20 protein-coding genes and 2 pseudogenes are annotated in these 22,062 nt (G+C 71.9%); 7 read left to right on the top strand and 15 right to left on the bottom strand.

The window, feature by feature from the left end; genetic code table 11:
* Positions 1–2 precede the first annotated feature (2 nt).
* The 4 genes and pseudogenes from ABD954_RS06130 to ABD954_RS06150 form a co-directional block, all read right to left on the bottom strand.
* Positions 3–365 carry a hypothetical protein gene (locus tag ABD954_RS06130; RefSeq protein WP_345484753.1) on the bottom strand — a complete coding sequence of 121 codons (363 nt, stop codon included), beginning with the start codon at positions 363–365 and terminating at the stop codon, positions 3–5.
* A 131-nt stretch (positions 366–496) separates the two neighbouring features.
* Positions 497–712: a hypothetical protein gene (locus ABD954_RS06135; protein ID WP_217171192.1), complete on the bottom strand. Its 216-nt coding sequence runs from the start codon at positions 710–712 to the stop codon at positions 497–499.
* 254 nt (positions 713–966) lie between these two features.
* Positions 967–1,832 (bottom strand): annotated as a pseudogene (locus ABD954_RS33565) (IS630 family transposase); the annotation flags it as partial.
* 281 nt (positions 1,833–2,113) lie between these two features.
* Positions 2,114–2,551, bottom strand: coding sequence for a restriction endonuclease (locus ABD954_RS06150; protein ID WP_345484756.1), 438 nt, complete (start codon positions 2,549–2,551; stop codon positions 2,114–2,116).
* Positions 2,552–2,718: 167 nt separating this feature from the next.
* On the opposite strand from ABD954_RS06150, the gene ABD954_RS06155 reads away from it, so the two are divergent.
* Together ABD954_RS06155 and ABD954_RS06160 are read left to right on the top strand one after the other, a co-directional pair.
* Positions 2,719–3,147 carry a hypothetical protein gene (locus ABD954_RS06155; protein ID WP_345484757.1) on the top strand — a complete coding sequence of 143 codons (429 nt, stop codon included), beginning with the start codon at positions 2,719–2,721 and terminating at the stop codon, positions 3,145–3,147.
* A complete protein-coding gene (locus ABD954_RS06160) occupies positions 3,123–3,791 on the top strand; it encodes a hypothetical protein (RefSeq protein ID WP_345484758.1) in 669 nt (222 codons plus the stop codon). The genes ABD954_RS06155 and ABD954_RS06160 overlap by 25 nt, the downstream gene beginning before the upstream one ends.
* A 485-nt stretch (positions 3,792–4,276) precedes the next feature.
* On the opposite strand, the pseudogene ABD954_RS06165 reads toward ABD954_RS06160, so the two are convergent.
* Positions 4,277–4,522, bottom strand: a pseudogene (locus tag ABD954_RS06165) (IS5-like element IS4811 family transposase); the annotation flags it as partial.
* A gap of 124 nt (positions 4,523–4,646) precedes the next feature.
* Positions 4,647–6,038, bottom strand: a complete 1,392-nt coding sequence (locus ABD954_RS06170; RefSeq protein ID WP_345484759.1) for a serine/threonine-protein kinase — start codon at positions 6,036–6,038, stop codon at positions 4,647–4,649.
* Positions 6,039–7,394: 1,356 nt separating this feature from the next.
* Here ABD954_RS06170 and ABD954_RS06175 point away from each other — a divergent pair.
* Positions 7,395–7,907: a thermonuclease family protein gene (locus tag ABD954_RS06175; protein WP_345484760.1), complete on the top strand. Its 513-nt coding sequence runs from the start codon at positions 7,395–7,397 to the stop codon at positions 7,905–7,907.
* A gap of 65 nt (positions 7,908–7,972) precedes the next feature.
* Here ABD954_RS06175 and ABD954_RS06180 read toward each other — a convergent pair whose 3' ends face one another.
* The 3 genes from ABD954_RS06180 to ABD954_RS06190 form a co-directional block, all read right to left on the bottom strand.
* Positions 7,973–9,919 carry an ABC transporter permease gene (locus ABD954_RS06180; RefSeq protein ID WP_345484761.1) on the bottom strand — a complete coding sequence of 649 codons (1,947 nt, stop codon included), beginning with the start codon at positions 9,917–9,919 and terminating at the stop codon, positions 7,973–7,975.
* 106 nt (positions 9,920–10,025) lie between these two features.
* On the bottom strand, positions 10,026–10,841 hold the full coding sequence (gene modA, locus ABD954_RS06185; RefSeq protein WP_345484762.1) for a molybdate ABC transporter substrate-binding protein: 816 nt from the start codon (positions 10,839–10,841) through the stop codon (positions 10,026–10,028).
* Positions 10,842–10,939: 98 nt separating this feature from the next.
* The gene (locus ABD954_RS06190; RefSeq protein ID WP_345484763.1) at positions 10,940–11,329 is read right to left on the bottom strand and encodes a TOBE domain-containing protein; all 390 of its coding nucleotides are present in this window, start codon (positions 11,327–11,329) and stop codon (positions 10,940–10,942) included.
* A 319-nt stretch (positions 11,330–11,648) separates the two neighbouring features.
* Between ABD954_RS06190 and ABD954_RS06195 the strand changes: the two genes are divergently transcribed.
* The gene (locus ABD954_RS06195; RefSeq protein WP_345484764.1) at positions 11,649–12,071 is read left to right on the top strand and encodes an SPW repeat domain-containing protein; all 423 of its coding nucleotides are present in this window, start codon (positions 11,649–11,651) and stop codon (positions 12,069–12,071) included.
* A 15-nt stretch (positions 12,072–12,086) separates the two neighbouring features.
* On the opposite strand, the gene ABD954_RS06200 is transcribed toward ABD954_RS06195, so the two are convergent.
* From ABD954_RS06200 to ABD954_RS06220, 5 genes are all read right to left on the bottom strand, one after another.
* Positions 12,087–12,524: a hypothetical protein gene (locus ABD954_RS06200; protein ID WP_345484765.1), complete on the bottom strand. Its 438-nt coding sequence runs from the start codon at positions 12,522–12,524 to the stop codon at positions 12,087–12,089.
* Positions 12,521–14,242, bottom strand: a complete 1,722-nt coding sequence (gene ctaD, locus ABD954_RS06205; RefSeq protein WP_345484766.1) for an aa3-type cytochrome oxidase subunit I — start codon at positions 14,240–14,242, stop codon at positions 12,521–12,523. The genes ABD954_RS06200 and ctaD overlap by 4 nt, the downstream gene beginning before the upstream one ends.
* A 223-nt stretch (positions 14,243–14,465) precedes the next feature.
* A complete protein-coding gene (locus tag ABD954_RS06210; RefSeq protein WP_345484767.1) occupies positions 14,466–14,687 on the bottom strand; it encodes a hypothetical protein in 222 nt (73 codons plus the stop codon).
* Positions 14,688–14,805: 118 nt separating this feature from the next.
* Entirely contained in the window at positions 14,806–15,516 is a 711-nt protein-coding gene (locus ABD954_RS06215; RefSeq protein ID WP_345484768.1) for a helix-turn-helix transcriptional regulator, read from the bottom strand.
* 57 nt (positions 15,517–15,573) lie between these two features.
* Positions 15,574–16,998: a nucleobase:cation symporter-2 family protein gene (locus ABD954_RS06220; RefSeq protein ID WP_345484769.1), complete on the bottom strand. Its 1,425-nt coding sequence runs from the start codon at positions 16,996–16,998 to the stop codon at positions 15,574–15,576.
* Positions 16,999–17,521: 523 nt separating this feature from the next.
* On the opposite strand from ABD954_RS06220, the gene ABD954_RS06225 reads away from it, so the two are divergent.
* The 3 genes from ABD954_RS06225 to ABD954_RS06235 are packed head-to-tail and all read left to right on the top strand — an operon-like array spanning position 17,522 to position 21,032.
* Entirely contained in the window at positions 17,522–18,916 is a 1,395-nt protein-coding gene (locus tag ABD954_RS06225; RefSeq protein ID WP_345484770.1) for a uracil-xanthine permease family protein, read from the top strand.
* Complete coding sequence (locus ABD954_RS06230; protein WP_345484771.1) at positions 18,913–20,325, top strand: amidohydrolase family protein; 1,413 nt, start codon at positions 18,913–18,915, stop codon at positions 20,323–20,325. The genes ABD954_RS06225 and ABD954_RS06230 overlap by 4 nt, the downstream gene beginning before the upstream one ends.
* Positions 20,322–21,032, top strand: a complete 711-nt coding sequence (locus ABD954_RS06235) for a sulfite exporter TauE/SafE family protein (RefSeq protein ID WP_345484772.1) — start codon at positions 20,322–20,324, stop codon at positions 21,030–21,032. The genes ABD954_RS06230 and ABD954_RS06235 overlap by 4 nt, the downstream gene beginning before the upstream one ends.
* Here the strand turns inward: ABD954_RS06235 and ABD954_RS06240 are convergent.
* Positions 21,016–22,059: a LacI family DNA-binding transcriptional regulator gene (locus tag ABD954_RS06240; RefSeq protein ID WP_345484773.1), complete on the bottom strand. Its 1,044-nt coding sequence runs from the start codon at positions 22,057–22,059 to the stop codon at positions 21,016–21,018. The genes ABD954_RS06235 and ABD954_RS06240 overlap by 17 nt on opposite strands.
* Positions 22,060–22,062 lie beyond the last annotated feature (3 nt).

Here is a 22,062-nt window from a genome sequence, read left to right on the forward strand (position 1 = left end):
GTTCAGGACGACGGCTGTAGCCGGCGCCGCGCCGCGGAGAGGTTCACCTCGACGTCATCGCTCCAAGAACAGACCTCCAGCCATGAGAGGTAGCCGCCTCGCGCGAAGACCAAGACCTCACCAGGGCACTCGCCGGTTTCGGTGAACAGCTGCACGTCGGCAGCCACGACGGTGCCGGGGCCCGTTGGCGCGGGCTCCAACGCGTCGGCGTCAAGGTCGAAGTAGGCAGTGCCGCACCCACACGTGCAGCGGGATCGCACCCTGAGTCGGGGCACCTGCCGTCGGAGGGGGACGTGAATCGGCTCGTCCGAGTTCAGGACGAGGCCAAGCACGTCGGCTACATCCTCGGGCAGGCTTTCAGGCATGCCGCCACCGTAGCTGACCAGCAGCTTCGGGCTTCGACCGGTTTCGGGTCCGTCGACCCGACGCCCACAGGGCCAGGTCGGTGCCGCCGGCCAGCTGTCAGGCGAGCGGCACCGACATCACTCGATCGACTTCAGTAGCGGGCGAGGGTCCAGTTCGTGAGGCGGTCCACGATGTCGAGAACCGACCTGCGTGCCCCGGCGGAGATGAACGCGAAGACGACGAACGAGGGGATGAGCGCCACGATCACGACCAACGCGGGCAGCAGACGGACCACGATGGTGCAGAAGTCCAGCAGGGCGCGGAGGGTCCGGGTCTGAGACAGGAGGTCGATCAAACGGTCCAGCAAGGTGTACTCCTCGGATACGCGAGCGGGGTCACCTGGTGTCCGACTGAGGGCATACTTCTCCCTCGGACGGTGCCCTGTCAGGGCAACCAAGCTGACGAAGAACCCCGCTGGCCCGCGTTTCACGAGTCAGCGGCAGGTTCAAAACCTGCTGCGCATCCCTGTCTCCCTGCATATCGACCTACGGCGCCGGACAACAGTCCGGCGGGCAGCTGAATTTACTGACCGCCACACTGTCATTCAAGGGCGGATTTTAGTCACTGTCTAGAAACGCTCGAAGCTATTGCCTGAGCTTGAATGCGTGATGCCGGCCAGCCGTCCGTGATCAGGCCGGTGCTGGTCAGGCAGCCGTCGACCAGGTCCGGACGGTACTGGATCTGCTTGAGCCTGCGCTTGACGGCGCGAGTGATCTGGCCGAGGTCGGCTGCGGCGAGGTTGCCGATGTCGCGTTTGACCAGTGACCAGATGCCCTCTTGCGGGTTCAAGTCCGGTGCGTGATACGGAAGTTGGAGCACGGTGAGCCAGTCCGCGTGGTCGGCGATGAATCGGCGCATCGCCTCGACCAGGTGCATGCGCAGGTCGTCCCAGACCAGCACGATCGGGCCGCCGAGCTGGATGTGCGCTCTGACCAGCAGGTCGCACAGGTCGCGCCAGCCGATGCCCTTCGGCTCGCCCTTGCGGCCCCGGTACTCGCGGACCGAGGAGAACGTCCGGGACCGCTTCCCCGGCTTGTAGCAGGTCGGCCCGGCTATGGACCCCCGGCCACGGACCCGGACCACTGGCGTTGAGCCCATGCGTCCCCAGCTTCTCGCTCGCGGCGGCGTCATCGACTGCCCGGCTTCGTCCTCGAAGACGATCCAGCCGTCACATGCCGCCGCGGTGCTCGTACCCGCGGCCAGGTCTCCTTCTTCCAGGCCCCGACCGCCGCGTCGTCACGCTCGATCGCCCGCCGAGCCGGCTGCTGCCAGGACCAGCCGTGCCGCTGCAGCAGCAGCCACATGCCCTCCACGGTGTCGCTCACGTGGAACAGCCGGCCGATCAGCGTCTTGACCCGGGCCAGTGTCCACCGCAGGTCGGCCCAGCCGTGGACCAGCGGCCCACGCTCCAGTTCCCGTTCCAGCCTGGGTTGTCTTCATCGTCCATGGGGGTCGGGTAGTGCTCGACCGCCCGCACCGGCAGAAACGGGCCGTGCCCGGTGAAGTCGACGCCGACGTGGTGCTCACGCGGCCCGACCCGCAGGGAGGTCAGCGAGAACAGCTCCCCCACGCCGGGCCACCTGCGGCCCTGAATCCGTGGTCGCGGTAAGCGCGCCCAGCATGTTCTGAGACGGCTCGCCCACGTCGCCGACTTCTCGTAGAACTCAATGCGTACCCCGAGGACCGCCATGACACCGATCCTGGCACGTCACAACTCATGAGTGGGCCACGCAGGGGAAAATGCGGCGTCCGCCCGCAGGCCAGATGACGCGCTCAGGCGGAGGAGCGGCGCCTGGTGCCGCCGCTGCCGTTGAGTGGGGATTGGTGTCTCCAGGTGAGCGCCTTTGCCCCAGGAGCCGAGCAGGTCGCGGTGCAGGGCCACGATGTCCTGGCGCAGCGCCAGGACAAGCGCGTCCCTGGGGAACGCGCGGCAGGTGGTGACGAACAGGGCGGCGTCCGCGCCGTGCTTGAGGCGGGCGGTGCCGACGAGTTTCTGCATGCCCTGCGAGCCCACGCTTCGGTGCGGGGCGTACTTCTTGACCTGGATCACCAGTTTGCGGCCGTCGGCCAGGTGGCCGACGACGTCCGCACCCAGGTCGCCGCTCCTGCCCTGACGGCGACGTTGCGGCAGCCGTCCCTCCGGCACAGCTCCGCGACGTCGCGAGCACGACCACCGGCGGGTGCGCCGCGCGGACAGGAGCGGCCCGGGCGCGGGGACCTGGCGGCAGCAGCAGCAAGTGACTCGTTTTGAGGTCACCCACATGCGCTACCGACGCCGTGACGTGGCATCAGGCTGGTGTCATCGTGGTCTCCATGAGGAAGACCGCAGCGTTGGCTGCCACGATCGCGGTCCTCGGCTTGACTGCCCATCCGGCGGATGCCGCTCCGTTCTGGAACAAGTCGGTCAAGTGCACGCAGACGGACCCGGACGGCCGGACCGTCCCTACACGCGTCGGTAACCACGAGCTTGGGTGGAACCACTTCTCGGGCAAGCACAACATCAAGAAGTGCGGCATCGTCAACGCGGCCATCGCCGGCAAGGTCGACAAGAAGAACGGCGCGCGCCTCGAGTACTGGGGTGTCGCTGTCAACGGCGGCCGCCAGGTGAAGATCATCGTCATCGCGCAGTACGCGCAGAAGACGGCCGACGCGCGGTACGACGCCGGCAGGGGCCAGAAGATCGGCGTGATCACCGCCTACTGCAAGGGCGTGAACAAGTGCCCGAACTGGATCAACGAGTGACCATGTGGGACGAGACTACGGAGCAGCAGGCCACCCTCACCGGCCTGCTGTTCCACCATGCCCTGGCGCCGGTCGCGGGCGACCGGTATCTGCGGGGCGTCCTGCCGGCGCCGCCACCGGCGCATGCGATCCGGCTGGCGACGGGCCCGCCGGTCGCCAGCCAAGCACCCGACCTGACCCTCTACGAGTTCCCCCTGACCACCGGTGGTGAGCCCGTCACCGCGGATCACGTCACAGGGGTGCTGCGCACGCTCCTGACCGGCCCGCACGTCGATCCGCAAGAGAGCCTCAGCGCCGAGCTGCCGCATGTGCCGGTGATTCGCGTCGACCTGGCGGCCGTGGAGCCCACGCCGGAGCCCGTAGAGGAGCGGGCGCTGACCATCATGCGCACGCTCGTCCACCCGTACACCGGAGAGTTCCCCGACCCGCTGATGGTCGGCTTCCTCTTGCCGACCCCGGACCTTCTGCGCCTGTACCTGGCCGCGGACGACATCGATGGGATCGTCGCGGTCGATGTGCGTCCGTCGGGGGCCGTCACCGCCCTGACCGCCGCTCTTCCCTCGCTGGTCACCGAGACCGAGCGCATGCGGAAGGACGACGTGGACCCGCACTGCACGTGGGCGATGGACCTCACGGACTGGTGAGACGAGGCCGCCGAGCGGGCTGTCGCGGACTTGGAGGGCCGGGAGGCGCCAGGCCGCGCGGACGCGTGGCCTCGCGGGGCGTGGGGGCGTTGGCACGGAGCCGGAGCTGGTGATCTCACCCGAGCCCGCCTGCTCCGGCCCCCGGCCGTGGAACCCGGCCTTGGGTAGCGCCGTTAGGACGCTTCGAGCAGGGCGCGGGCAAGAGGTTCGAGGTCGCCGTAGAGGGCGGCCTGCAAGGCGGCGGCCAGTACGCGGGCCCGGGGCTCCACCTCGTATGAACTGGTGGGGGCTGACGGCGGGAAATGTGACCCCGGCCCCGGTCATTACCCAGCCGTCTTTCTGGAAGACACCGTGTACGTGGTCGCTCGCGCTGCTGACGACGAGATCACTCAGGACTGACGCGACGACGCACCCACCAGCACGGCGGGCGAAACCCCTTGCCGGTGGCCGACGCCCTCATCACCTCACGGCCCCGCGTGCGCCGGCAGGGTGATCGCGGCCCAGGTGATCAGTGATTCGGAGTGCTGGATGAGCCGCTCGTAGTCGCGGGCGTGTCGGCGGGCGTGCATGACCCAGACCGGCGACCTTTCAACCACCCGCGTCGGGGCAGGACGACGAAGCCGACCGCGTTCTTGGGTCGGCTTCGTCGTCTTCACCGTCAGATCCAGGCACTTCTTCGCCCAGATCACGAGCTGGCCGGCGTAGGCGCAGTCGGCCCAGACGATGGTGATCGAGGACGACTACCGCAAGCTCGAATACGGCCTCGGGCTGAACCACTTCGGGGGCCGGACCTGGCGCGGCTGGCTCCACCACGTCACTCCCGCCAGCCGCCGCCCCAGGGGCGGCGGCTGGCGGCTATCGGCCCACGTCGACCCTGAAGGAGAGCCGGCCGCCCTCCGTCTGGAGTGCGGCGCCCTGAAGGGTCGGGTCTTTGTAGGACGGCGCCTGCTCGATAAGAAGGGGGCAACCGAACTCGTCGTCGAGACAGCCGCCGAGCTCGGCCCCGAGGGTGTCGACCCGGGCTACGCCCGCCTGCGTCCTCATCCACTCTTCGACCACGGACACCTGGTCGGCGCAATGACTGTCGCACGGGTCGGGCCACGTGTACGTCACTTGTGCCCGGTCCTGGTCGATGCGGGTCGTGGTCAGCCGGGAAAAGCCCGTGGGCGCGGTCAGGGCGTCGGCCACTCTCCGGTTGGCCTCGTACGAGTTCTCGTCAGCCCGGTTGTCGAAGAAGTACCCGGCATACGTGACCAGCGCGATGACCAGTGTCATCGCGCCCAGCTTGGCCCACGGTGGGAAACGTCGGTGCCGTGCGGGCCCCGGTGCGGCGGTGGACTGCGAGGCCAGCTGCTGCACAGCGGGGCTCTGCGCCGGCATGGTTGGGGTTCGAAACGTGACGGGGGCCGCCGCCGCAGGGGGTGGAGCCGTGAGGGCGACGTCGTTCAGCCGGTCCTGCAGCTGATCCATGGTCAGACGCGCGGCAGGATCCTTGTGCAGCAGTCCGTCGAGTACGGGGCCGAGCGCACCGGCCCGCACCGCCGGGGCCGGTTCCTCCGTCACGACGGCGACCAGGACCGCACTGGGGGCAGACCCCTCGAACGGCGGGCGCCCCTCCACCGCGGCGTACAGCGTCGCCCCCAACGACCACAGATCGGACTCGGCCGTCGCGGGCAGGCCACGGACCTGCTCGGGCGCCATGAACGCGGGCGTACCCATGATCATGCCGGTGGCGGTGAGGGTGGCGTCTCCCTCGAGGGCTGCGATCCCGAAGTCGGTCAGGACGACCCGGTCCCCCTCGAGAAGGATGTTTGCGGGCTTGATGTCCCGGTGGGTGATCCCCATCCGGTGCGCGGCACCGAGCGCAGCTGCCACTTGCCGCCCGACATCGACGGCCCGCTGGGGCGTGAGCGCGCCCTGCGCCTCGATGAGATCGGCCAGGGAACCGCCGTTCACCAGCTCCATGATGATCCAGGGCCGTCCGTCGGGGCCGGATATCCGGTCGTGAACGGTGATGATCCCCGGATGCTTCAGTCGTGCAGCGGCACGGGCCTCACGGTCGAGCCGGGCGATCCAGTTCTGCCGCTCGGCCTCGCCCAGATGCTCGGGCAGCCGCAACTCCTTGACGGCGACGTCCCGTCCCAGCTGCTCATCGTGGGCCTGCCAGACGGCCCCCATGCCACCTTGACCGAGCAGTCGCCTCAACCGGTAGCGACCCGCGAGGAGTTGCCCGTCATCGTCGTCCACGCATGGAATATAGCCGGGGCCTGCCGCGCCGGCTCACCTGGTTACCGACCGTGCTCCCGAACCAGCTGCACCGGCCCCGGGCGTGCCGTAAGACGCTCCCCGCGGCGGCGCGGCACCATGCGGGCATGCTCTACGGCGTCCCTCACAGCTGACCGGCTTGCTCTCCGGCCCCTTCACGCCCGACGGCAACAACTTCGCCCACATCCGGAACACGGCATGCGACCGCCTGACGGCGAAGGCCGCCACCCTTCCGGTCGAGGCCGGGTGCCCGCTGTGGAACAAGGCCGAGACTGCCTCGTTCGAGAACGCCGACCTGATCCCGGTCGTGGACAAGACCCAGACCGTCGCCGCCTACGGGCCACCTCCGGGTCTCCTCGGGATGTTTGCGCCGACCACGATCCGCATGACGGGAGGCTCCGGACAACCCCACCGGGCCCTTCCCTTGCCGACGAGGTTCTTCGAGACGGCAAGGGGGCGGATTCCCGCCGCCGAGGGTCGGGACACCCACCCGGCCCTCGCCCCGGGAAGGGTGACTGAGCCGGGTCGACAGGGCGGGCGGGCTTGCGTGGGGGCCAGACGGCGTTCGTCGCCCGGACCGGTTGGAAGGACGAGAGGGTCGCCCGGTTCGCGTTCCTGCACCCGCAGACGGCCTGGAGTTGGTCAAGGAGATCGTGCACACCATGGCCTGGACGACACCCGCTCCGCTCCGGACCCGACGGACTCCACCCCTTCGTCGGGTGCCACCAGAATGCCGGGCTTCGGGTGGGCATCGCGCATGGCCCTGAACTACGACCAGACCGCAGCAGCCGTACGCCTCGACCAGGAAACAAGCCCTGGTCACCGCTTCGTACGCCGCCGGCGCCTCAGAAGGACGCGCCCCCACGGAGCCCCTCCCCCCGGCCGGCACGGACAGGGGCGGCTCGGAAGCCCCTGTGCCGGAAGTCGAGCAGACTAGGTGGCGGCTTGTTCATGGGCAGCCTGCTCCGAGCGTAGGGGACCGGAAGCGCTCGGTTCAGACGGTGCGTTGCGGCTGGTCCGGTTCCTAGACCGTGCGGCGCCCGTACCGACGACTTCGGGGAGCCCGGGCTCCCCGATCAGGAGGCGGCCGTCGGGCGGCGGTACGCCGCGGCGGTGTCGGAGGATCGTGACCGCCTGCGCGTCCGACCCGTCGGGCAGGACTCTCCAGCAGGTACAGGTCGGAGCCGGCGCGGAACGGAAGAAGTCACCCGCGGCCGGAGGACAGCGGTAGCCCCGTGCCGGTCCGGCGTGAGGGTTCCGCCGGCCGACGCGCTTCGCGCGCCCGCCGCTCCGGTGCTGTACTGGAGGAGGAGAACCCGCCCGAGAGGGGTGGTCCTGATGTCTTCCCGACGCCCGCGAACCACCGTCGTGGCCTCGGCCGCCGCACTGCTGGGCCTCGGCGTCCTGGCACCCGCCGCTCCGGCGACCGCCGCCCCGCACGGTCCTGTCGTGATCCGTGTCGTCGACGGCGACACGCTTGAGGTACGCGGCACCGGACGGATCGTCCCGGAGGGCACCGTCGCCCGCGTCCGCCTGCTCGAGATCGACACCCCCGAGCGCGGCGCCTGCTACAGCCGCGAGGCCACGGCCCGTACCGCCCGGCTGCTGCCACCGGGCAGCATCCTGCGGACGGAGATCGACGTCGAGCTCAAGGACCGCTACGGCCGTTACCTGTTGTACGTGTGGAACGAGAGCGGCGTCTTCGTCAACGAGTCCCTGGTGCGCAGCGGTCACGCCAAGGCCGTGCTGTACGAGCCCAACGACAAGCACTGGAAGACGATGTCCGCGGCCGAGTCCGCCGCCCGCCGGTCCGGCGCGGGTCTCTGGTCCGCGTGCCCGGCGGGCCGGTGACCGGTCAGGACCTCGGCTCGGGCCTCCCCGTCGGGCCCGGGTGCTCGTGAGGGGCGTCGGGGCGGTCAGAGAGCGACGATCGTGGTCTCGGTCGCCTTGACGCTGGTCCAGACGGACACCCCGTCGGCGAGGCCGAGTTCGGCGGCCGCCTGGGGGGTGATCTCGGCGACGAGGTCGGGGGCCCCGTCCGGGGTGACCAGGACCCGCAGCCGGCTGCCGCTCGTGGTGATCTCGCGTACGGTGCCGGGCCAGACGTTACGGGGGCTGCCGGCGGGCCTCTCCCGGTGCACGGACACCGCCTCGGGGGCGACGATCGCGAGTGCGGGGGTGCCGGGCGGCGGGGTTTCGGCCGCGATCAGGAGCCCGCCGCCGTCGAGGGCGAGGCCGTCGGCGGTGGCCGTGCCGGGCCAGGCGTTGCGGCCGAGCATCCGGGCCACCCACGGGGAGCGCGGGTGGCGGGTGACCTCGGCCGGGGCGGCGTCCTGGAGGGCGCGGCCCTCGTCGAGGACCAGCACGCGGTCGGCGAGGGAGACGGCCTCCACCGGGTCGTGGGTGACGATGAGGCAGACGCCGCCGAAACCGGCCAGGTGGGTGCGCAGGGTGTGCCGTACGTGTGCCCGGGTGGTCTGGTCGAGGGCGGCGAGCGGCTCGTCCAGGACCAGCAGCCTGGGGCGGGCGGCGAGCGCCCGGGCCAGCGCCACCCGCTGGGCCTGGCCGCCGGAGAGCTGCGTCGGCTTGCGGTGCGCGAGGGGGCCGACGCCGAGGCGGTCGAGCCAGGCGCGGGCCTCTCGGCGGGCCTCGGCCCGGGGGACGCCCTGGGCGCGCAGGCCGTACGCGGTGTTGGCGAGGGCGGACAGGTGCGGGAAGAGGGCGCCGTCCTGGGGGACCCAGGCGACGCGGCGGCGGTGCGGGGGCAGGCCGGTGACGTCGGTGTCGCCGAGGGTGAGGTCCGCCTGGGCGCGGGGGGTGAGGCCGAGCAGGGCCCGGAGCAGGGTGGTCTTCCCGGCGCCGTTGGGTCCGACGACGGCGATGGTGGTGCCGGGTTCGGCGTCCAGGGTGACCCGGGTGAAGCCGGTGACCCGGGCGTGCAGCGCCCATCGGCCGGTGGGGGGCGACGGGGCCGCCGGGTCGGCCGGGTGGGGGCCGGCCGGGTCCGGCCCCGCCTCGGGGGCGGCCTGGTGCGTGCGGTCGGCGGGGGTGCCGGTCCATCGGCCGCGCAGGGCGACGAGGACGCCCATGGCGATGGCGAGGAGCAGCAGCGAGACGGAGGTGGCGGCCTCGGGTTCGTCCTGGAGCAGGAGGTAGACCTGGAGCGGCAGGGTCTGGGTGGTGCCGGGGAGGTTGCCGGCGAAGGTGATCGTGGCGCCGAACTCGCCCAGTGCCCGCGCCCAGGTGAGCGCCGCTCCCGCGACGACCCCGGGCGCCACCATCGGCAGCGTGACCGTGAAGAAGACCCTGACGGGTGAGGCGCCGAGCGAGGCCGCCGTCTCCTCGTAGCGGGGCCGCAGCCCGCCGAGGGCGCCCTCCAGGCTGATGACGAGGAACGGCATGGCGACGAAGGTGGCGGCGAGGACGGCGCCGGAGGTGTGGAACGGCAGGGTGATGCCGAAGGTGCTCTCCAGCCAGGGGCCGAGGAGCCCGCGCCTCCCGAAGGCGAGCAGCAGGGCGACGCCGCCGACGGTGGGCGGCAGGACCATCGGCAGCAGGACCAGCGAGCGGACGAACGCCTTGCCGGGGAACGGCACACGGGCCAGCAGCCACGCCAGCGGGACGCCGAGGAGCAGGGAGAGGCCGAGGGCCCAGAAGGAGACCAGGAGCGACAGTTTCAGCGCCTCGACCGTGCCCGGCGACGTCAGGTGGTCGCCGAGTTCGCCCCACGGGGTCCGCACCAGGATGCCGGTCAGCGGCAGCGCCAGGAACGCCACGGCCAGCAGCGCGGGCAGGGCGAGGACGAGGGGTGGCCGGGAGCTTCCCGTGCGGCGTCCGCCGACGCGGGGGTCTGCTCGTTTCATCGTTGGTCCCGGGGGTGTGACGGCTTGGAGCGGGCGGGGACACGAGGCGCCGGGGCTGTCCGGTCCCCCGGTGCGGACAGCCCGTCACCGGGGAGGATCGCGTCGGTCACGGCTTCTGGAAGCCGGCGTCCCGGAGGATCTTCTGGCCCTCGGGCGAGGACAGCCAGGCGACGAACGCGGCGGCTGCCCGGGCGTTCTTCGAATCCTTGAGCGTAGCGGCGGGGTACTGCGCGATGGCGTTCTGCGCGTCGGGGATCTCGACCGCGTCGACCTTGTCGGCTGCGCTCGTGGCGTCGGTGCGGTAGACGAGGCCGGCGTCGGCCTCGCCGAGTTCGACCTTGCTGAGCACGGCGCGCACGTTGGGCTCCTGGGAGACCGGCTTCACGGTGACGTTCTGCGCGTCGAGGATCTGCTTGCTGTACTTGCCGGCCGGGACCTCCGGCGCCGCGAGGACGACCTTCAGCTTGGTGTCGGCGAGGTCCTTCAGGCCCGCGATCTTGTGCGGGTTGCCCTCGCCGGTGGCGATGACGAGCCGGTTCCGCGCGATGACGGCCGGGGTGCCGGTGTCGGCCTTCACCTTGTCCATGCTCTTGGTGTCGGCGGTCACCAGGACGTCGGCGGGCGAGCCCTGGGACACCTGGGCGACGAGTTCCTGGGAGCCGGCGAACGAGAAGGTGATCCGGGTCCCCGGGTGGGACTTCTCGTACGCGGCACCCGCCGTCTCGAACACGTCGGTGAGGGAGGCGGCGGCGAGCACGGTGAGGTTCGCCGCGGGGGTGTCGCCGCTCGCGGAGCCGGAGGCGGTGGATCCGCCGGTGCCCCTGCCGGCGTCGTCGGTGCCGCAGGCGGCGAGCGGCATGAGCAGGGCGGCGGTGAGGACGGCGGCGGTACGGCGACGGGTGCGGGTGCGGGTGACGGACATGCGGGTCGGGCTCCTTGGAGAAGGTCTCGGGATGCGGGGCGGGCCGGTCGCGCCGACGGCCGGGGGCGTCTGTACGCGGACCCGCGTGAGGTGAGGTCTCAGGTGCGGTCGATGTGCACGCTGGTCGACTTCACGCGGGCGGTGGCCTGCACGCCGACTTCCAGTCCCAGTTCCTCCACGGCCTCCCGGGTGAGGAGGGAGACCAGGCGGTGGGGTCCGGCCTGGACGGTGACCTGGGCGGCGAGGTCGCCGAGCTTGATCGCGGTGACGATCCCCGGGAACGCGTTGCGCGCGGAGGTGTACGACGCGTCGTCGTCCTCGCCCTGTCCGATCTCCACCGAGAAGGCGGCCAGTGACCTCCCGTCGATCACGCGCCGCCCGCTCTCGTCGCGGTGGGTCGCGACCCGGCCCGCGTCGGCCCAGCGCCGTGCGGTGTCGGGGCTGACGCCGAGGAGCCGCGCGGCCTGTCCGATGGTGTAGGACTGCATATGCGTCACCGTAGGCCGTCCTCGATCTCATCTGCAACAAGTCTGTGGGACTGTCCATGGCGGATGCGAGGAGGGCCGTAGGAAGCGACGAGGGCCGTGGGCGGTGGTCTCACCGCTCGGACGGGACGGGGCGACCGGGGTGCAGGGGCACGATCCCCACCCGAGCGGTCGCGCGCGGCCTGCCCCGTGCCGGGCGACGCCACATCCGTACTCCAGGGGGTGTCTCGCGCGACTCCAGGGGTGTCTCCCGGCGCCCGTGTAGGCCGCGGCATCAGGGGTACCCGCCGGGCGCCGCACGACCCGGAGGAGATGAGGAGCCATGGTGATCCACATCGACCGGGGGCTGAAGCCCCGGGTGGCCAACCCGCCGCACGTCCTGCGTCAGGGGGCGCACGATCAGCTCCTCGGCCTGCTCATGCTGGTGGTCTCGGCGGTGCTCCTGCTGATGCCGATGGCCACGCAGACCGGCCCCAAGGACGCGCAGATCAACGAGATGCTGGTCGGACTCGTCGTCGCGTTCACCGCGGGCCGGCGCGTCTACCGCGGCGGTGGCCTGTGGTCCGACGCCGTCGTGGGTCTCGCGGGCGTGTGGCTGGTGATCTCGCCGTTCGTCCTCGACGCGCAGAACACGGCCGTGCACACGGCCGACCGGATGCTCGCGATCGTGGCCGGCGGCGTTCTGGTGGTGCTGAGCGCCGCGTCCATGGTGCTGTGGTGGCTGGACCGCCGCCGCACCGCCTAACCGACCCCGCACCGCCTAACCGACGCCGCGCACCACGACCGCCAGCACCGCCGACAGGGCGCCGCCGAGGCCCAGGGCGGTGGCGACCAGTCGGCGGCGCAGGAGCGCGTAGCGCCGGCCGTACTCCTCCCGGAGCTCCTCCGCGCGGGCGACGGTGGCCTGCAGCATCCGGCGCCGCAGGGCCAGGTACTCCTGCTCGAACAGGCGGGCCGCCTCCGCCTCCTCCCGGGCACCCAGCCAGGGCAGCCGGCGGGCGAAGGCGAGGCCGGCCTCAGCGGCCTCGTCGCGGGCGCGCTGGGCGAGCAGGTAGCCCTCGAGCCGGTTGATGCCGGCGGCGGCCTCCGCCGTGAGGGCGTGCCGGTCGCCGGCCGGGTGCCCGGTCGGCCGCGGTGAGCCGCCGTCGTCCTCGTGGTCCACGGAGCCGTACGGCTCACCACGGCTCGGCACGGTCATGCGTCCCGGCCGCCCTGGGGCTTCTGCGCCGCGCCGGGATCGTCGATGACGTCCCGCTTGTGCGCGCGGCCGTAGTCGAGGGCCGCGAGGCTCGGGAAGTTGAGGTCGAAGGCGGGCGATTCGGAGCGGATGCGCGGCAGGGTGAGGAAGTTGTGGCGGGGCGGTGGGCAGGAGGTGGCCCACTCCAGGGAGCGGCCGAAGCCCCAGGGGTCGTCGACGGTGACGCGCGGGGCGGTCTTGGCCGTCTTCCAGACGTTGTAGAAGAACGGCAGCGTGGACATGCCGAGGAGGAAGGCGCCGATGGAGGAGACGGTGTTGAGCGCGGTGAAGCCGTCGGCGTGCAGATAGTCGGCGTAACGGCGGGGCATTCCTTCCGCTCCGAGCCAGTGCTGCACGAGGAAGGTGCCGTGGAAGCCGACGAACAGCGACCAGAAGTGGATCTTCCCGAGGCGTTCGTCGAGCATCGTGCCGGTCATCTTCGGCCACCAGAAGTAGAAGCCGGCGAACATCGCGAAGACGACCGTGCCGAAGACCACGTAGTGGAAGTGCGCGACGACGAAGTACGTGTCGGTGACGTGGAAGTCCATCGGGGGCGAGGCGAGGATGATGCCGGTGAGGCCGCCGAACAGGAAGGTGACGAGGAAGCCGATCGACCACAGCATCGGCGTCTCGAAGGAGAGCGATCCCTTCCACATCGTGCCGATCCAGTTGAAGAACTTCACGCCGGTCGGCACCGCGATGAGGAAGGTCATGAAGGAGAAGAAGGGCAGCAGCACCGCGCCGGTGGCGAACATGTGGTGCGCCCAGACGGTGACCGACAGGCCCGCGATGGCGATCGTCGCCGCGACCAGCCCGATGTAGCCGAAGAGCGGCTTGCGGGAGAAGACGGGGAAGATCTCGCTGACGATGCCGAAGAACGGCAGGGCGATGATGTAGACCTCGGGGTGCCCGAAGAACCAGAACAGGTGCTGCCAGAGCAGGGCTCCGCCGTTGGCCGGGTCGTAGACGTGCGCGCCGAACTGCCGGTCGGCCTCCAGCGCGAACAGGGCCGCCGCCAGGACCGGGAAGGCGAGCAGGACGAGCACCGACGTCAGCAGGACGTTCCAGGTGAAGATCGGCATTCGGAACATCGTCATGCCCGGAGCGCGCATGCAGATGATCGTGGTGATGAAGTTGACCGCGCCCAGGATCGTGCCGAAGCCGCCGAGCGCGAGTCCCATGATCCACATGTCACCGCCGACGTAGGGCGTGCGTTCGCCGCCGCTGAGCGGCGTGTAGGCGGTCCAGCCGAAGTCGGCGGTGCCCTGCGTGGTGAAGATCCCCGCGAACGCGATCAGGCCGCCGAAGAGGAACAGCCAGTACGAGAACATGTTCAGGCGGGGGAAGGCCACGTCCGGCGAGCCGATCTGCAGGGGCATGATCGCGTTGGCGAAGCCGGCGAAGGTGGGTGTCGCGAAGAGCAGCAGCATCACCGTGCCGTGCAGGGTGAACGCCTGGTTGTACTGCTCCGCCGAGACGATCTGCAGACCCGGCCGCGCCAGTTCCGCGCGGATCACCAGCGCCAGCAGGCCGCCGAGCAGGAAGAAGACGAAGGACGTGATCAGGTAGAGGTGCCCGATCTTCTTGTGGTCCGTCGTGGTCAGCCAGTCCACGACGATCTGTCCCCTGCTCCTCCTTTCCACCGGTACGAGGGTGGGCGGCTCCGTGGACGTGACCATGGGAACTCCGGTGAGGGCGACGGGGTGAACGCGGGGCGGAGCGACCTTAGCCAGGTGGCCTGCGGCGGGGCCGCCAGGACACGGCCGCCCGGCCTCAGTCGCTTCATCACACCGGCGCTGACCTGCGGGTACGCGGGGCCGCCCCCCGAACATCATCCGTTCGGCGGAGGGGGGCGCGGGCGTCCACGCGGCTGATCCGCGGGCGCCCCCCGGGCCGCCGGGGTCACCATTCGGGGTGGACGTCGTGGCTGTCGTAACGGGTGCCCGTCGGGGTGATCCAGGGCCTGAAGCGGCCGGGCCCGGACTGCTCGTGCGCGTAGACGACGGGTTCGCCGGTGTCGTCGGTGACGATGACAGCCCCCGTCTTCTGCGCGTACCGCAGGGCGTGGGTCCAGTGCCGGCCGCGGTGGCCGGTGCGGTAGTCGGGGATCTTGCACTGGGTCATGGGGTTCTCACCGCCGTGAAGCCGCGGTTGCGGGCCCGCGTCCGCGGAGCGCGGGCGCCCGGCCGGCGCCGAACAGGCCGATATACCCGCTGTCCGTCATTTTGAACGCCCGTGTCCGTCAGGGCGCGGAGGGTGGCGGCGAGTCGTGGCCGACGAGGTCGAGGAAGCGGTCGGACAGGGCGTTCAGCCACGCGGCCCGTTCCGTGGCGATCTCCTTCAGGCGGGTGTCGTCGCTGCGGGCGACGAGGTGGCCCATGTAGCGCTCGTTGAAACGGGCGTACTCCTGGTGCAGCGTCCGCAGCGCGTGGGCCACCGGCCGCTCGCGGGTGCCGAGGAGACGGGCGAGGGTGGCGGTGTGCTGTTTCCAGCGGCCTTCGACGGCCTGGCGGAGCAGGCCGTCGAGTTCCCCGGCGCGGCCGATGACGCCGCGCAGTTCGTCCGCCTCGAGGCCGAGGGAGTCGGCGAGCAGGAGCGTCTGCCGGTCGGTGCCGTTCCAGCGGTGCTCCCGCTCGGCACGCAGGTAGTCGCGCGGGTCCATGCCGATGCGCCGGGCCAGCCGCTCGGCGGTGAGCTGCCGGGCCAGGCGGTGTTCGCGCAGGGATCGCGGCCGCAGGTCCATCAGGACGGGCACCGGGCACCACAGCGCGTCGGCGAGCGCGAAGAGTTCGGCCTCGGTCGGCGCCATCGCCCCCGACTCCCATGCCAGGAGGACCGCCACGGGGCGGCGCACTCCCAGCTGCGCCATGACGGAGACGACCTGTCCGGGGTCCAGGCCGATGCGCTCGCGCGCGGCGCGGGCCTGGGCGGGAGAGAAGGGAGGGTGGGACACGTGCGGATCACCTCGGTGGGCGCTTCCCGGAGCGGTGGCGCCGGGGAGCGGTGGGGGTCAGCGGGCCGTGGTGGTCTGCGGTCCGGTCCCGTCGTCGTACGCGGCCAGGCCGTCCCAGTCGATGTCCTGCCGGGTGCGGCGGCTCTCCAGGACGTGGAAGAACAGGTTCAGCAGGACGGCCGTGAGGGTGCCGAGGGTGATGCCGCTGCCGAGGACGGCCCGCACTTCGGTCGGCATGCGCTCGAAGAAGGGCGCGACGGCCGTCGGGAGCATGGCGGCGCCGAGGCTGACGGCCAGGATGACGGCGTTGCGCTCCTCGCGCAGGTCGACCTTGGCGAGGATCTGGATGCCGACGGTGGCGACCATGCCGAACATGGCGACGGCCGCCGCGCCGAGCACCGGGTGCGGGACGGAGGCGACCAGGGCGCCGGCCTTGGGCACCAGGCCGAGGCCGATCATGAGGACGCCGGCCGCGACGACGACGAAGCGGCTGGTGACGCGGGAGATGCGGACCAGGCCGATGTTCTCGGCGAACGCCACGTACGGGAAGGAGTTGAACACCCCGCCGAGGACGGTGGCGACGCCGTCGGCGCGCAGCGCGCGGCTGACCGTCTCGCCATCGACCTTGCGGCCGGTGATCTCGCCCATGGCGTACACGTCCCCGGTCGTCTCGACCATGGTGATGAGCATGACGACGACCATCGCCAGCATGGGGAAGACCGAGAACTGCGGCAGGCCGAAGTGGAAGGGGGTGCTGACGCCCAGCCAGTCGGCCTGGTGGACCGTGCCGAACTCGACGTCGCCGAGCAGCCAGGCGACGGTGGTCCCGCCGACGAGTCCGAGCAGCACCGCGACGCTGCGCAGGAAGGGGCCGCCGAAGCGCACCACGAGCAGGATGAACAGCAGGGTTCCGCCCGCGTACGCGAGGTGGGCGGGGTCTCCGTAGCCGGGGCCGCCCATGAGGGCCGCGCCGCCGCCGACGTCCTGGAGGGCCACCGGGATGAGGACGACGCCGATGACGGTGAGGAGGGTGCCGGTGACGATCGGGGGGAAGTACGCGGTCAGGCGTCCGGCGAACGGGGCGAAGAGGAAGGCGGCGACGCCGCCGGTGATCACGGCGCCGTACACGACCAGGAGGCCGGCGGTGCCGCCGCCCGCGCCCTGGCCGATGGCGATCATCGGCGAGACGGCCGTGAAGGTCGCGCCCTGGACGAGCGGCAGCCGGGCGCCGATCCGCCAGAAGCCCCAGGCCTGGATGATGGTGGCGATGCCGGCGGTGACCAGGTCGGCGTTGATGAGGTAGACGAGTTCCTGCCGCGAGAGGCCGAGGCTGCTGCCCAGGATCACCGGTACGAGCACGGCACCGGCGTAGAAGGCCAGGACGTGCTGGAATCCGTAGAGCGCGAGGGTGGGGAGCGGGAGGACCTCGTCCACCGGGTGGCCGGTGGTGAGGGGTCGCCGGCGCGAGGACAGTGGTGCCATCTCTGCCTTGCCTTGGGGGTAGGTGAATGAGAGGAGAACGGGACGCGGGGACGCCGGCGGGACCGGGGCGCCGGGTCGGGGTGGGGGCCTCCAAGGGAGCATCCGGGTGGCCGCGCGGATCGGGCGGTCCACCGGCCGGCGGCCCGGGGTTACCGTGCGCTGCCAGGCGTCCAGACATGGAGGCATGAGGGGGCCGCGGGGCGAAGGGCCCGGGCCGGAGTCAGATCCTTCCCGACGGGCGGGCCATCACGCAAGGCGTCGGCCCCCGCTTCTTGAAGCAAAACCCCCTGGTAACTTACGAATCGATGGCGCAGGGCTCGCCGGGCTACGGATTTCGTTGTCGTTCCTGATGCCTCGTCAGCCCGGTCCGCCGGGACGGCTCTCGTCGCCCGCACCCCTTGACGACCTCCGGGGCGCCTCACATACTGACGGCCAAATCGATTTGGCCACCTCGCTCGGCTCCCCGTCCAGGGCCGGATCGCGGCTGAACCACGACGTGTCGAACGCCGAACGGAGCTCGAACGTGTCCAGTCCCCGCCAGACCCTTCCCGGTACGGATCAGCCACCGGCGCCGGAGTCCACCGCCCCCGTCCACCCCGTCGACGAGTCCCGCCCGCTGGGCCGCATCCTGCTCTTCGGGATCCAGCACGTCCTCGTCATGGCCGCCACGCCGATCTCGGCGGTCTTCCTGATGAGCGCCACCCTCCGGCTCGACGCCGGGCTGACCGTCGACCTGCTCTCGGCGGCCTTCGTCCTCTCCGGGATCGGCTCGCTCGTCCAGTCCCTCGGCCCGTGGAAGTTCGGCCCCCGGCTGCCGTTCGTGATGCTGCCGGGCGGCGCACCGCTGATCCTCTTCCTGGCCATCGCCGAACAGCACGGCCTGCGCACGGCCACCGGCGCCGTGATCCTCACCGCGGCCTTCTACTTCGTCGTACTGCCCGTCTTCTCCCGGCTGCTGGCGTTCTTCCCGGCCCTCGTCATCGGCACGATGATCGTCATCGTGGGCGTCAACCTGGTGAAGGTCGGCGCGCTCCTCGTCACCGGCCGGCCCGGCAGCCCCGGTTTCGCCGACACCACGAACCTGCTCCTCGGCATGGCGACGATCGGCTTCACCGTCGTCTTCTACCTGCTGTTCACCGGAGTCCTGCGGCAACTCGCCGTCATGCTGGGGCTCCTGGCCGGCACCGCGCTCGCCGCCCTCCTCGGCCACATGGACCTCGGCCGCGTCGCGGAGGGCGGCCTGGTCAGCCTGCCGCAGGCGATGCCGTTCGGCTCGCCCCAGTTCAACCTGCTCGCCGCACTGCCGCTGATGCTCTACAGCCTCGCGTCGATGGCGGAGGCGACCGGCCAGACCGTCATCAACGCCGAGGCCGTCGGCAAGGAGGTCGACCGGCGCACCGCCGTACCGGCGACCATCCGCGGCGACGCCCTCACCTCGCTCCTCGGCGGCTGCTTCGGCCTGCCGCTGATGGTGACCAGCGGCGAGAACATCGGCATCGTCCGGGTCACCGGAGTGCGCAGCCGTTTCGTCACCGCGGCGGCCGGAGCGGTCCTCATCGTCATCGGCTTCCTCGCCCCCGTGACCCGCGCGATCAGCGTCATCCCGTCGGCGGTCGTCGGCGGCACCGCCATGGTCGTCTTCGCGGTCATCACCGTGCTCGGCGTGCAGATGCTCGGCCGCTCCCACCTCGACCGGCACACCCACACCTTCGTCTGCGCCGTCGCCCTCGCGCTGGGCCTCCTGCCCATCCTCATCCCGGGCGTGTACGCGGGCTTCCCGCCGAACCTCCGCATCCTCCTCGAAAGCGGCGTCGCCGTCGGCGCGTTCACCGCCGCCGTCCTCAACCTCCTCTTCCACCACGTCAGGCCGGGCCTCGCCGCACGCCTGGCCACCCGCCGCACGGAAAGCGACCGATGAACCCCAGCACCCGCGCACTGCTCGACGCCCCCGGCCCCCTGTTCCTGGAACCGGACGCCGTCCTGCTGCCGGCAGGGCCCGCCGACGGCCACGGGGTCGTCGTCGCCGACGGCTCGTTCCGTGCCGTCGGCCCCGTGGAGGAGCTCCGGCGCACCCATCCGCACCTGGAGAGCGTACGACTGCCCGGCCACCTCCTGATGCCCGGCTTCGTCGACGCCCACCACCACCTCACCCAGAGCTTCGGCTCCGCGCTCGCCTTCGGGGAGCCCTCGGAGATCTTCCGCCGGGTGTGGGTGCCGCTGGAGCGCGCCCTCGACGAGGAATCGGCCTACGTCGCGGCCAAGTTGGCGGCGCTCGAGGCGCTGCGCGGCGGTTTCACGACGGTCGCCGACGCGGGCACCCGGGCCGCCGTGGACATGGAGGTGGTGGCCTCGGCCACGCGGGACGCCGGCGTCCGCTGCGTGCTCGGACTGGTCTGCAACGACGCCGACGACGTCGCCGGCGATCACGCCGAGGACGCCGACCCCGCCGTCCTCGACCGCGCGGACAAGCACCTCGCCCGCTACGAGGGCGACCCGCTCGTCCACGCCTCGCTCGCCGTCTCCGTCCCCGAGGCGGCACGGTCCGCGACCCTGCGGCGCGTCGCCCGACTCGCGGCGCAGGCGGGCGCCACCGTACAGATCCACGTCAACGAACATCTGGCCGGTGTCGAGCGTTCCCTGCTGCGGCACGGCCTGCGTCCGCTCGAACACCTGCACCGCGTAGGGGCGTTGGGACCCCATCTGCTCGCCGCGCACGCCACCCTGCTCACGCCGGGCGAGCTGACCCTGCTCGCCGACACCGGGACCGCCGTCAGCTACAACCCGGTGGCCAGCGCCTGGAAGGGCAACGCCGTCGCCCCGGCCCTCGCCATGGCCGAGCGCGGCGTCCGCTTCGGCCTCGGCACCGACGGCACCCGGGGCGACGGGTTCCGCCTCGCCGAGGCGGCCGAGTTCGCCCAGCGGATCGCGTACGGCCTGGCCAGCGGCGACTCCTCGTGCGGCGCCGGCTGGACCTGGCTGGAGCACGCCACCCGGGGCGGCGCCGACGCCGTCGGTCTCGGCGCCCGGACGGGCACCGTCGCCGAGGGCCTGGCCGCCGACTTCCTCCTCGTCGACGTCACCCACCCCGAGCTGGCGCTCTCCTGGGACCTGCCCTGGGAGCTGGTGCGCCGCGGCAACCGGGACCAGATCACCGCCGTGTTCGTCGGCGGCCGACTGCGCCTGTGGCACGGCCGGCCCACGGCCTGGGACGGCGCCGCGCTGGTGAGCCGCGCGGTCGAACTGGCCCGCGCCACGGTGGAACGCGCGCCCGTCACCCGGGCGCACCCGACGTCCACGGCGGCCCGCCTGAGGAGCACCGCACCATGAGCACCACCACGCTGGCCATCCTCGCCCTCACCGTGGCCGTCGCCGCGTTTGTACAGGGCAGCAGCGGTCTCGGCTTCGCGCTGATCGTCGCGCCCGTGGCGGGGATGCTGACGCCCGGCCTGCTGCCCGTGTTCGTACTGGCGGCGATGATCCCGCTCAACGCGTACGTCGCCTGGCGCGAACGGGCCTTCCTCGACTGGCGCGGGGCCGGCTGGATCACCGCGGCACGGCTCGTCACCGCACCCGCCGGCCTCGCGCTGCTCTGGCTGATCCCCGAGCGCGGCCTCGGGCTCTTCGTGGGGATCGCCACCGTGCTCGCGGCGGTCGTGAGCCTCGCCGCGCCCGCGTTCGCCCCCGGCCGGGCCGCCTACCTCGGCGCGGGTGCGGTGACCGGCCTGACGGAGACGGCCACCGGGGTCGGGGGGCCGCCGCTGGCCCTGGTCTACCAGCACCGGCCGGCGGCCGAGCTGCGCTCCACCGTCGCCGCCTGCTTCCTCGTCGGCGAACTGGCCTCGCTGGGGCTGCTGTTGGCCACGGGGAAGGGGAATCCCGGGGATCTGGGCTGGGCGCTCACGCTGCTGCCGGCGATCGCCGTGGGCGCGTGGGCGAGCCGCCTGGTGAGCCACCGGATGAACGCGTCCAGGACACGGCTGTTCGTGCTCGGGTTCGCCCTGGTCTCCGGTGTGGTCCTCATCCTCGGGGGGTGAGGCGCAGCGAGGAGGCCCGCGGCACCACCCGGGGCTCGGGCGAGGTGACCACCGCGCCGGTGGTCACCTCGCCGCGCAGCCGTCCGAGCAGCAGGTCCACCGCGTCGGCGGCCGCCCGGTCGAGGCGGAGGTCGACGGCGGTGAGCGGCGGCTCGCAGGTGCGGGCGCGCAGGCCGTCGTACCGGGTGACGACCATGACGTCGCCGGGGACGCTGCGCCCGCTGTCCCGGATCGCCCGGACCGCGCCGACGGCGAAGGCGTCCACGAGCGCGCACACGGCGTCGGTGTCGGGGTGGCGGGCGAGCAGTTCCGCGCAGCACCGGTAGCCGGCCTCCTCGCCGCCGGCCTCGGGCGCGGCCGCCACGACCGGTTCCCAGCCGTGGTCCGCGGCGAGCCGTTCGTACGCGGCGCGGGCGTCGACCGCCGTGTGCCGTCGCCCGGACCCGATGATCAGCGCCGGCCGGCGGGCGCCCTGTTCGCGCAGGTGGGCGAGGAGCTTCTCGGTGACGAGTCCGCCGCGCAGATCGACGTACGGGGCCGCCTCGTCGGGCGACACGGGCCTGCCGAGCGCCACGTAGGGCAGTCCGCGCTCCTTCAGGTCGGCCACCGCCGCGTCGTCGACGTCCGGCTCCACGACGATGGCTCCGTCGATGTCGGCCGAGTGCAGGCCGGAACCGGAGCGCACGGGGGGCACGAGGACCAGCGCGTACTCGTGCAGCAGGGCGCTCTCGGCGGCCGCGGCGGCGATCTCCATGTAGAAGCCGAGCCGGGAGGGACCCGCGGCCACGGCGAACGGCATGGACGAGGCGAGCGCGATGGCCTGCGCCCGGCCGCGGCGCAGCCGCTGCGCCCGCAGATTGGGCCGGTAACCGAGCTCGGCGGCCACCTTCTTGATCCGCTCCCGGGTGCGGGGGTCGACCTTGCCGAGCCCGTTGAGCGCGTGCGACACGGTGGTGCGCGAGACTCCGGCGGCGGTGGCGACGTCGGCGATCGTCGGCGGTCTGGAACCGGCCCCGGACGTGGGCATCTG

This window comes from Streptomyces roseoviridis (assembly GCF_039535235.1).
Classification (GTDB): Bacteria; Actinomycetota; Actinomycetes; order Streptomycetales; family Streptomycetaceae; genus Streptomyces; species Streptomyces roseoviridis.

What these genes read in the sequence shown, in the direction of transcription:
- ABD954_RS06195 (WP_345484764.1), top strand. Translation starts at nt 11,649, where the DNA reads ATGGTGATCCACATCGACCGGGGGCTGAAGCCCCGGGTGGCCAACCCG.
- ABD954_RS06155 (WP_345484757.1), top strand. Translation starts at nt 2,719, where the DNA reads ATGAGGAAGACCGCAGCGTTGGCTGCCACGATCGCGGTCCTCGGCTTG.
- ABD954_RS06190 (WP_345484763.1), bottom strand. Translation starts at nt 11,329, where the DNA reads ATGCAGTCCTACACCATCGGACAGGCCGCGCGGCTCCTCGGCGTCAGC.
- ABD954_RS06175 (WP_345484760.1), top strand. Translation starts at nt 7,395, where the DNA reads ATGTCTTCCCGACGCCCGCGAACCACCGTCGTGGCCTCGGCCGCCGCA.
- ABD954_RS06180 (WP_345484761.1), bottom strand. Translation starts at nt 9,919, where the DNA reads ATGAAACGAGCAGACCCCCGCGTCGGCGGACGCCGCACGGGAAGCTCC.
- ABD954_RS06220 (WP_345484769.1), bottom strand. Translation starts at nt 16,998, where the DNA reads ATGGCACCACTGTCCTCGCGCCGGCGACCCCTCACCACCGGCCACCCG.
- ABD954_RS06130 (WP_345484753.1), bottom strand. Translation starts at nt 365, where the DNA reads ATGCCTGAAAGCCTGCCCGAGGATGTAGCCGACGTGCTTGGCCTCGTC.
- ctaD (WP_345484766.1), bottom strand. Translation starts at nt 14,242, where the DNA reads ATGGTCACGTCCACGGAGCCGCCCACCCTCGTACCGGTGGAAAGGAGG.
- ABD954_RS06230 (WP_345484771.1), top strand. Translation starts at nt 18,913, where the DNA reads ATGAACCCCAGCACCCGCGCACTGCTCGACGCCCCCGGCCCCCTGTTC.
- ABD954_RS06240 (WP_345484773.1), bottom strand. Translation starts at nt 22,059, where the DNA reads ATGCCCACGTCCGGGGCCGGTTCCAGACCGCCGACGATCGCCGACGTC.
- ABD954_RS06210 (WP_345484767.1), bottom strand. Translation starts at nt 14,687, where the DNA reads ATGACCCAGTGCAAGATCCCCGACTACCGCACCGGCCACCGCGGCCGG.
- ABD954_RS06200 (WP_345484765.1), bottom strand. Translation starts at nt 12,524, where the DNA reads ATGACCGTGCCGAGCCGTGGTGAGCCGTACGGCTCCGTGGACCACGAG.
- modA (WP_345484762.1), bottom strand. Translation starts at nt 10,841, where the DNA reads ATGTCCGTCACCCGCACCCGCACCCGTCGCCGTACCGCCGCCGTCCTC.
- ABD954_RS06235 (WP_345484772.1), top strand. Translation starts at nt 20,322, where the DNA reads ATGAGCACCACCACGCTGGCCATCCTCGCCCTCACCGTGGCCGTCGCC.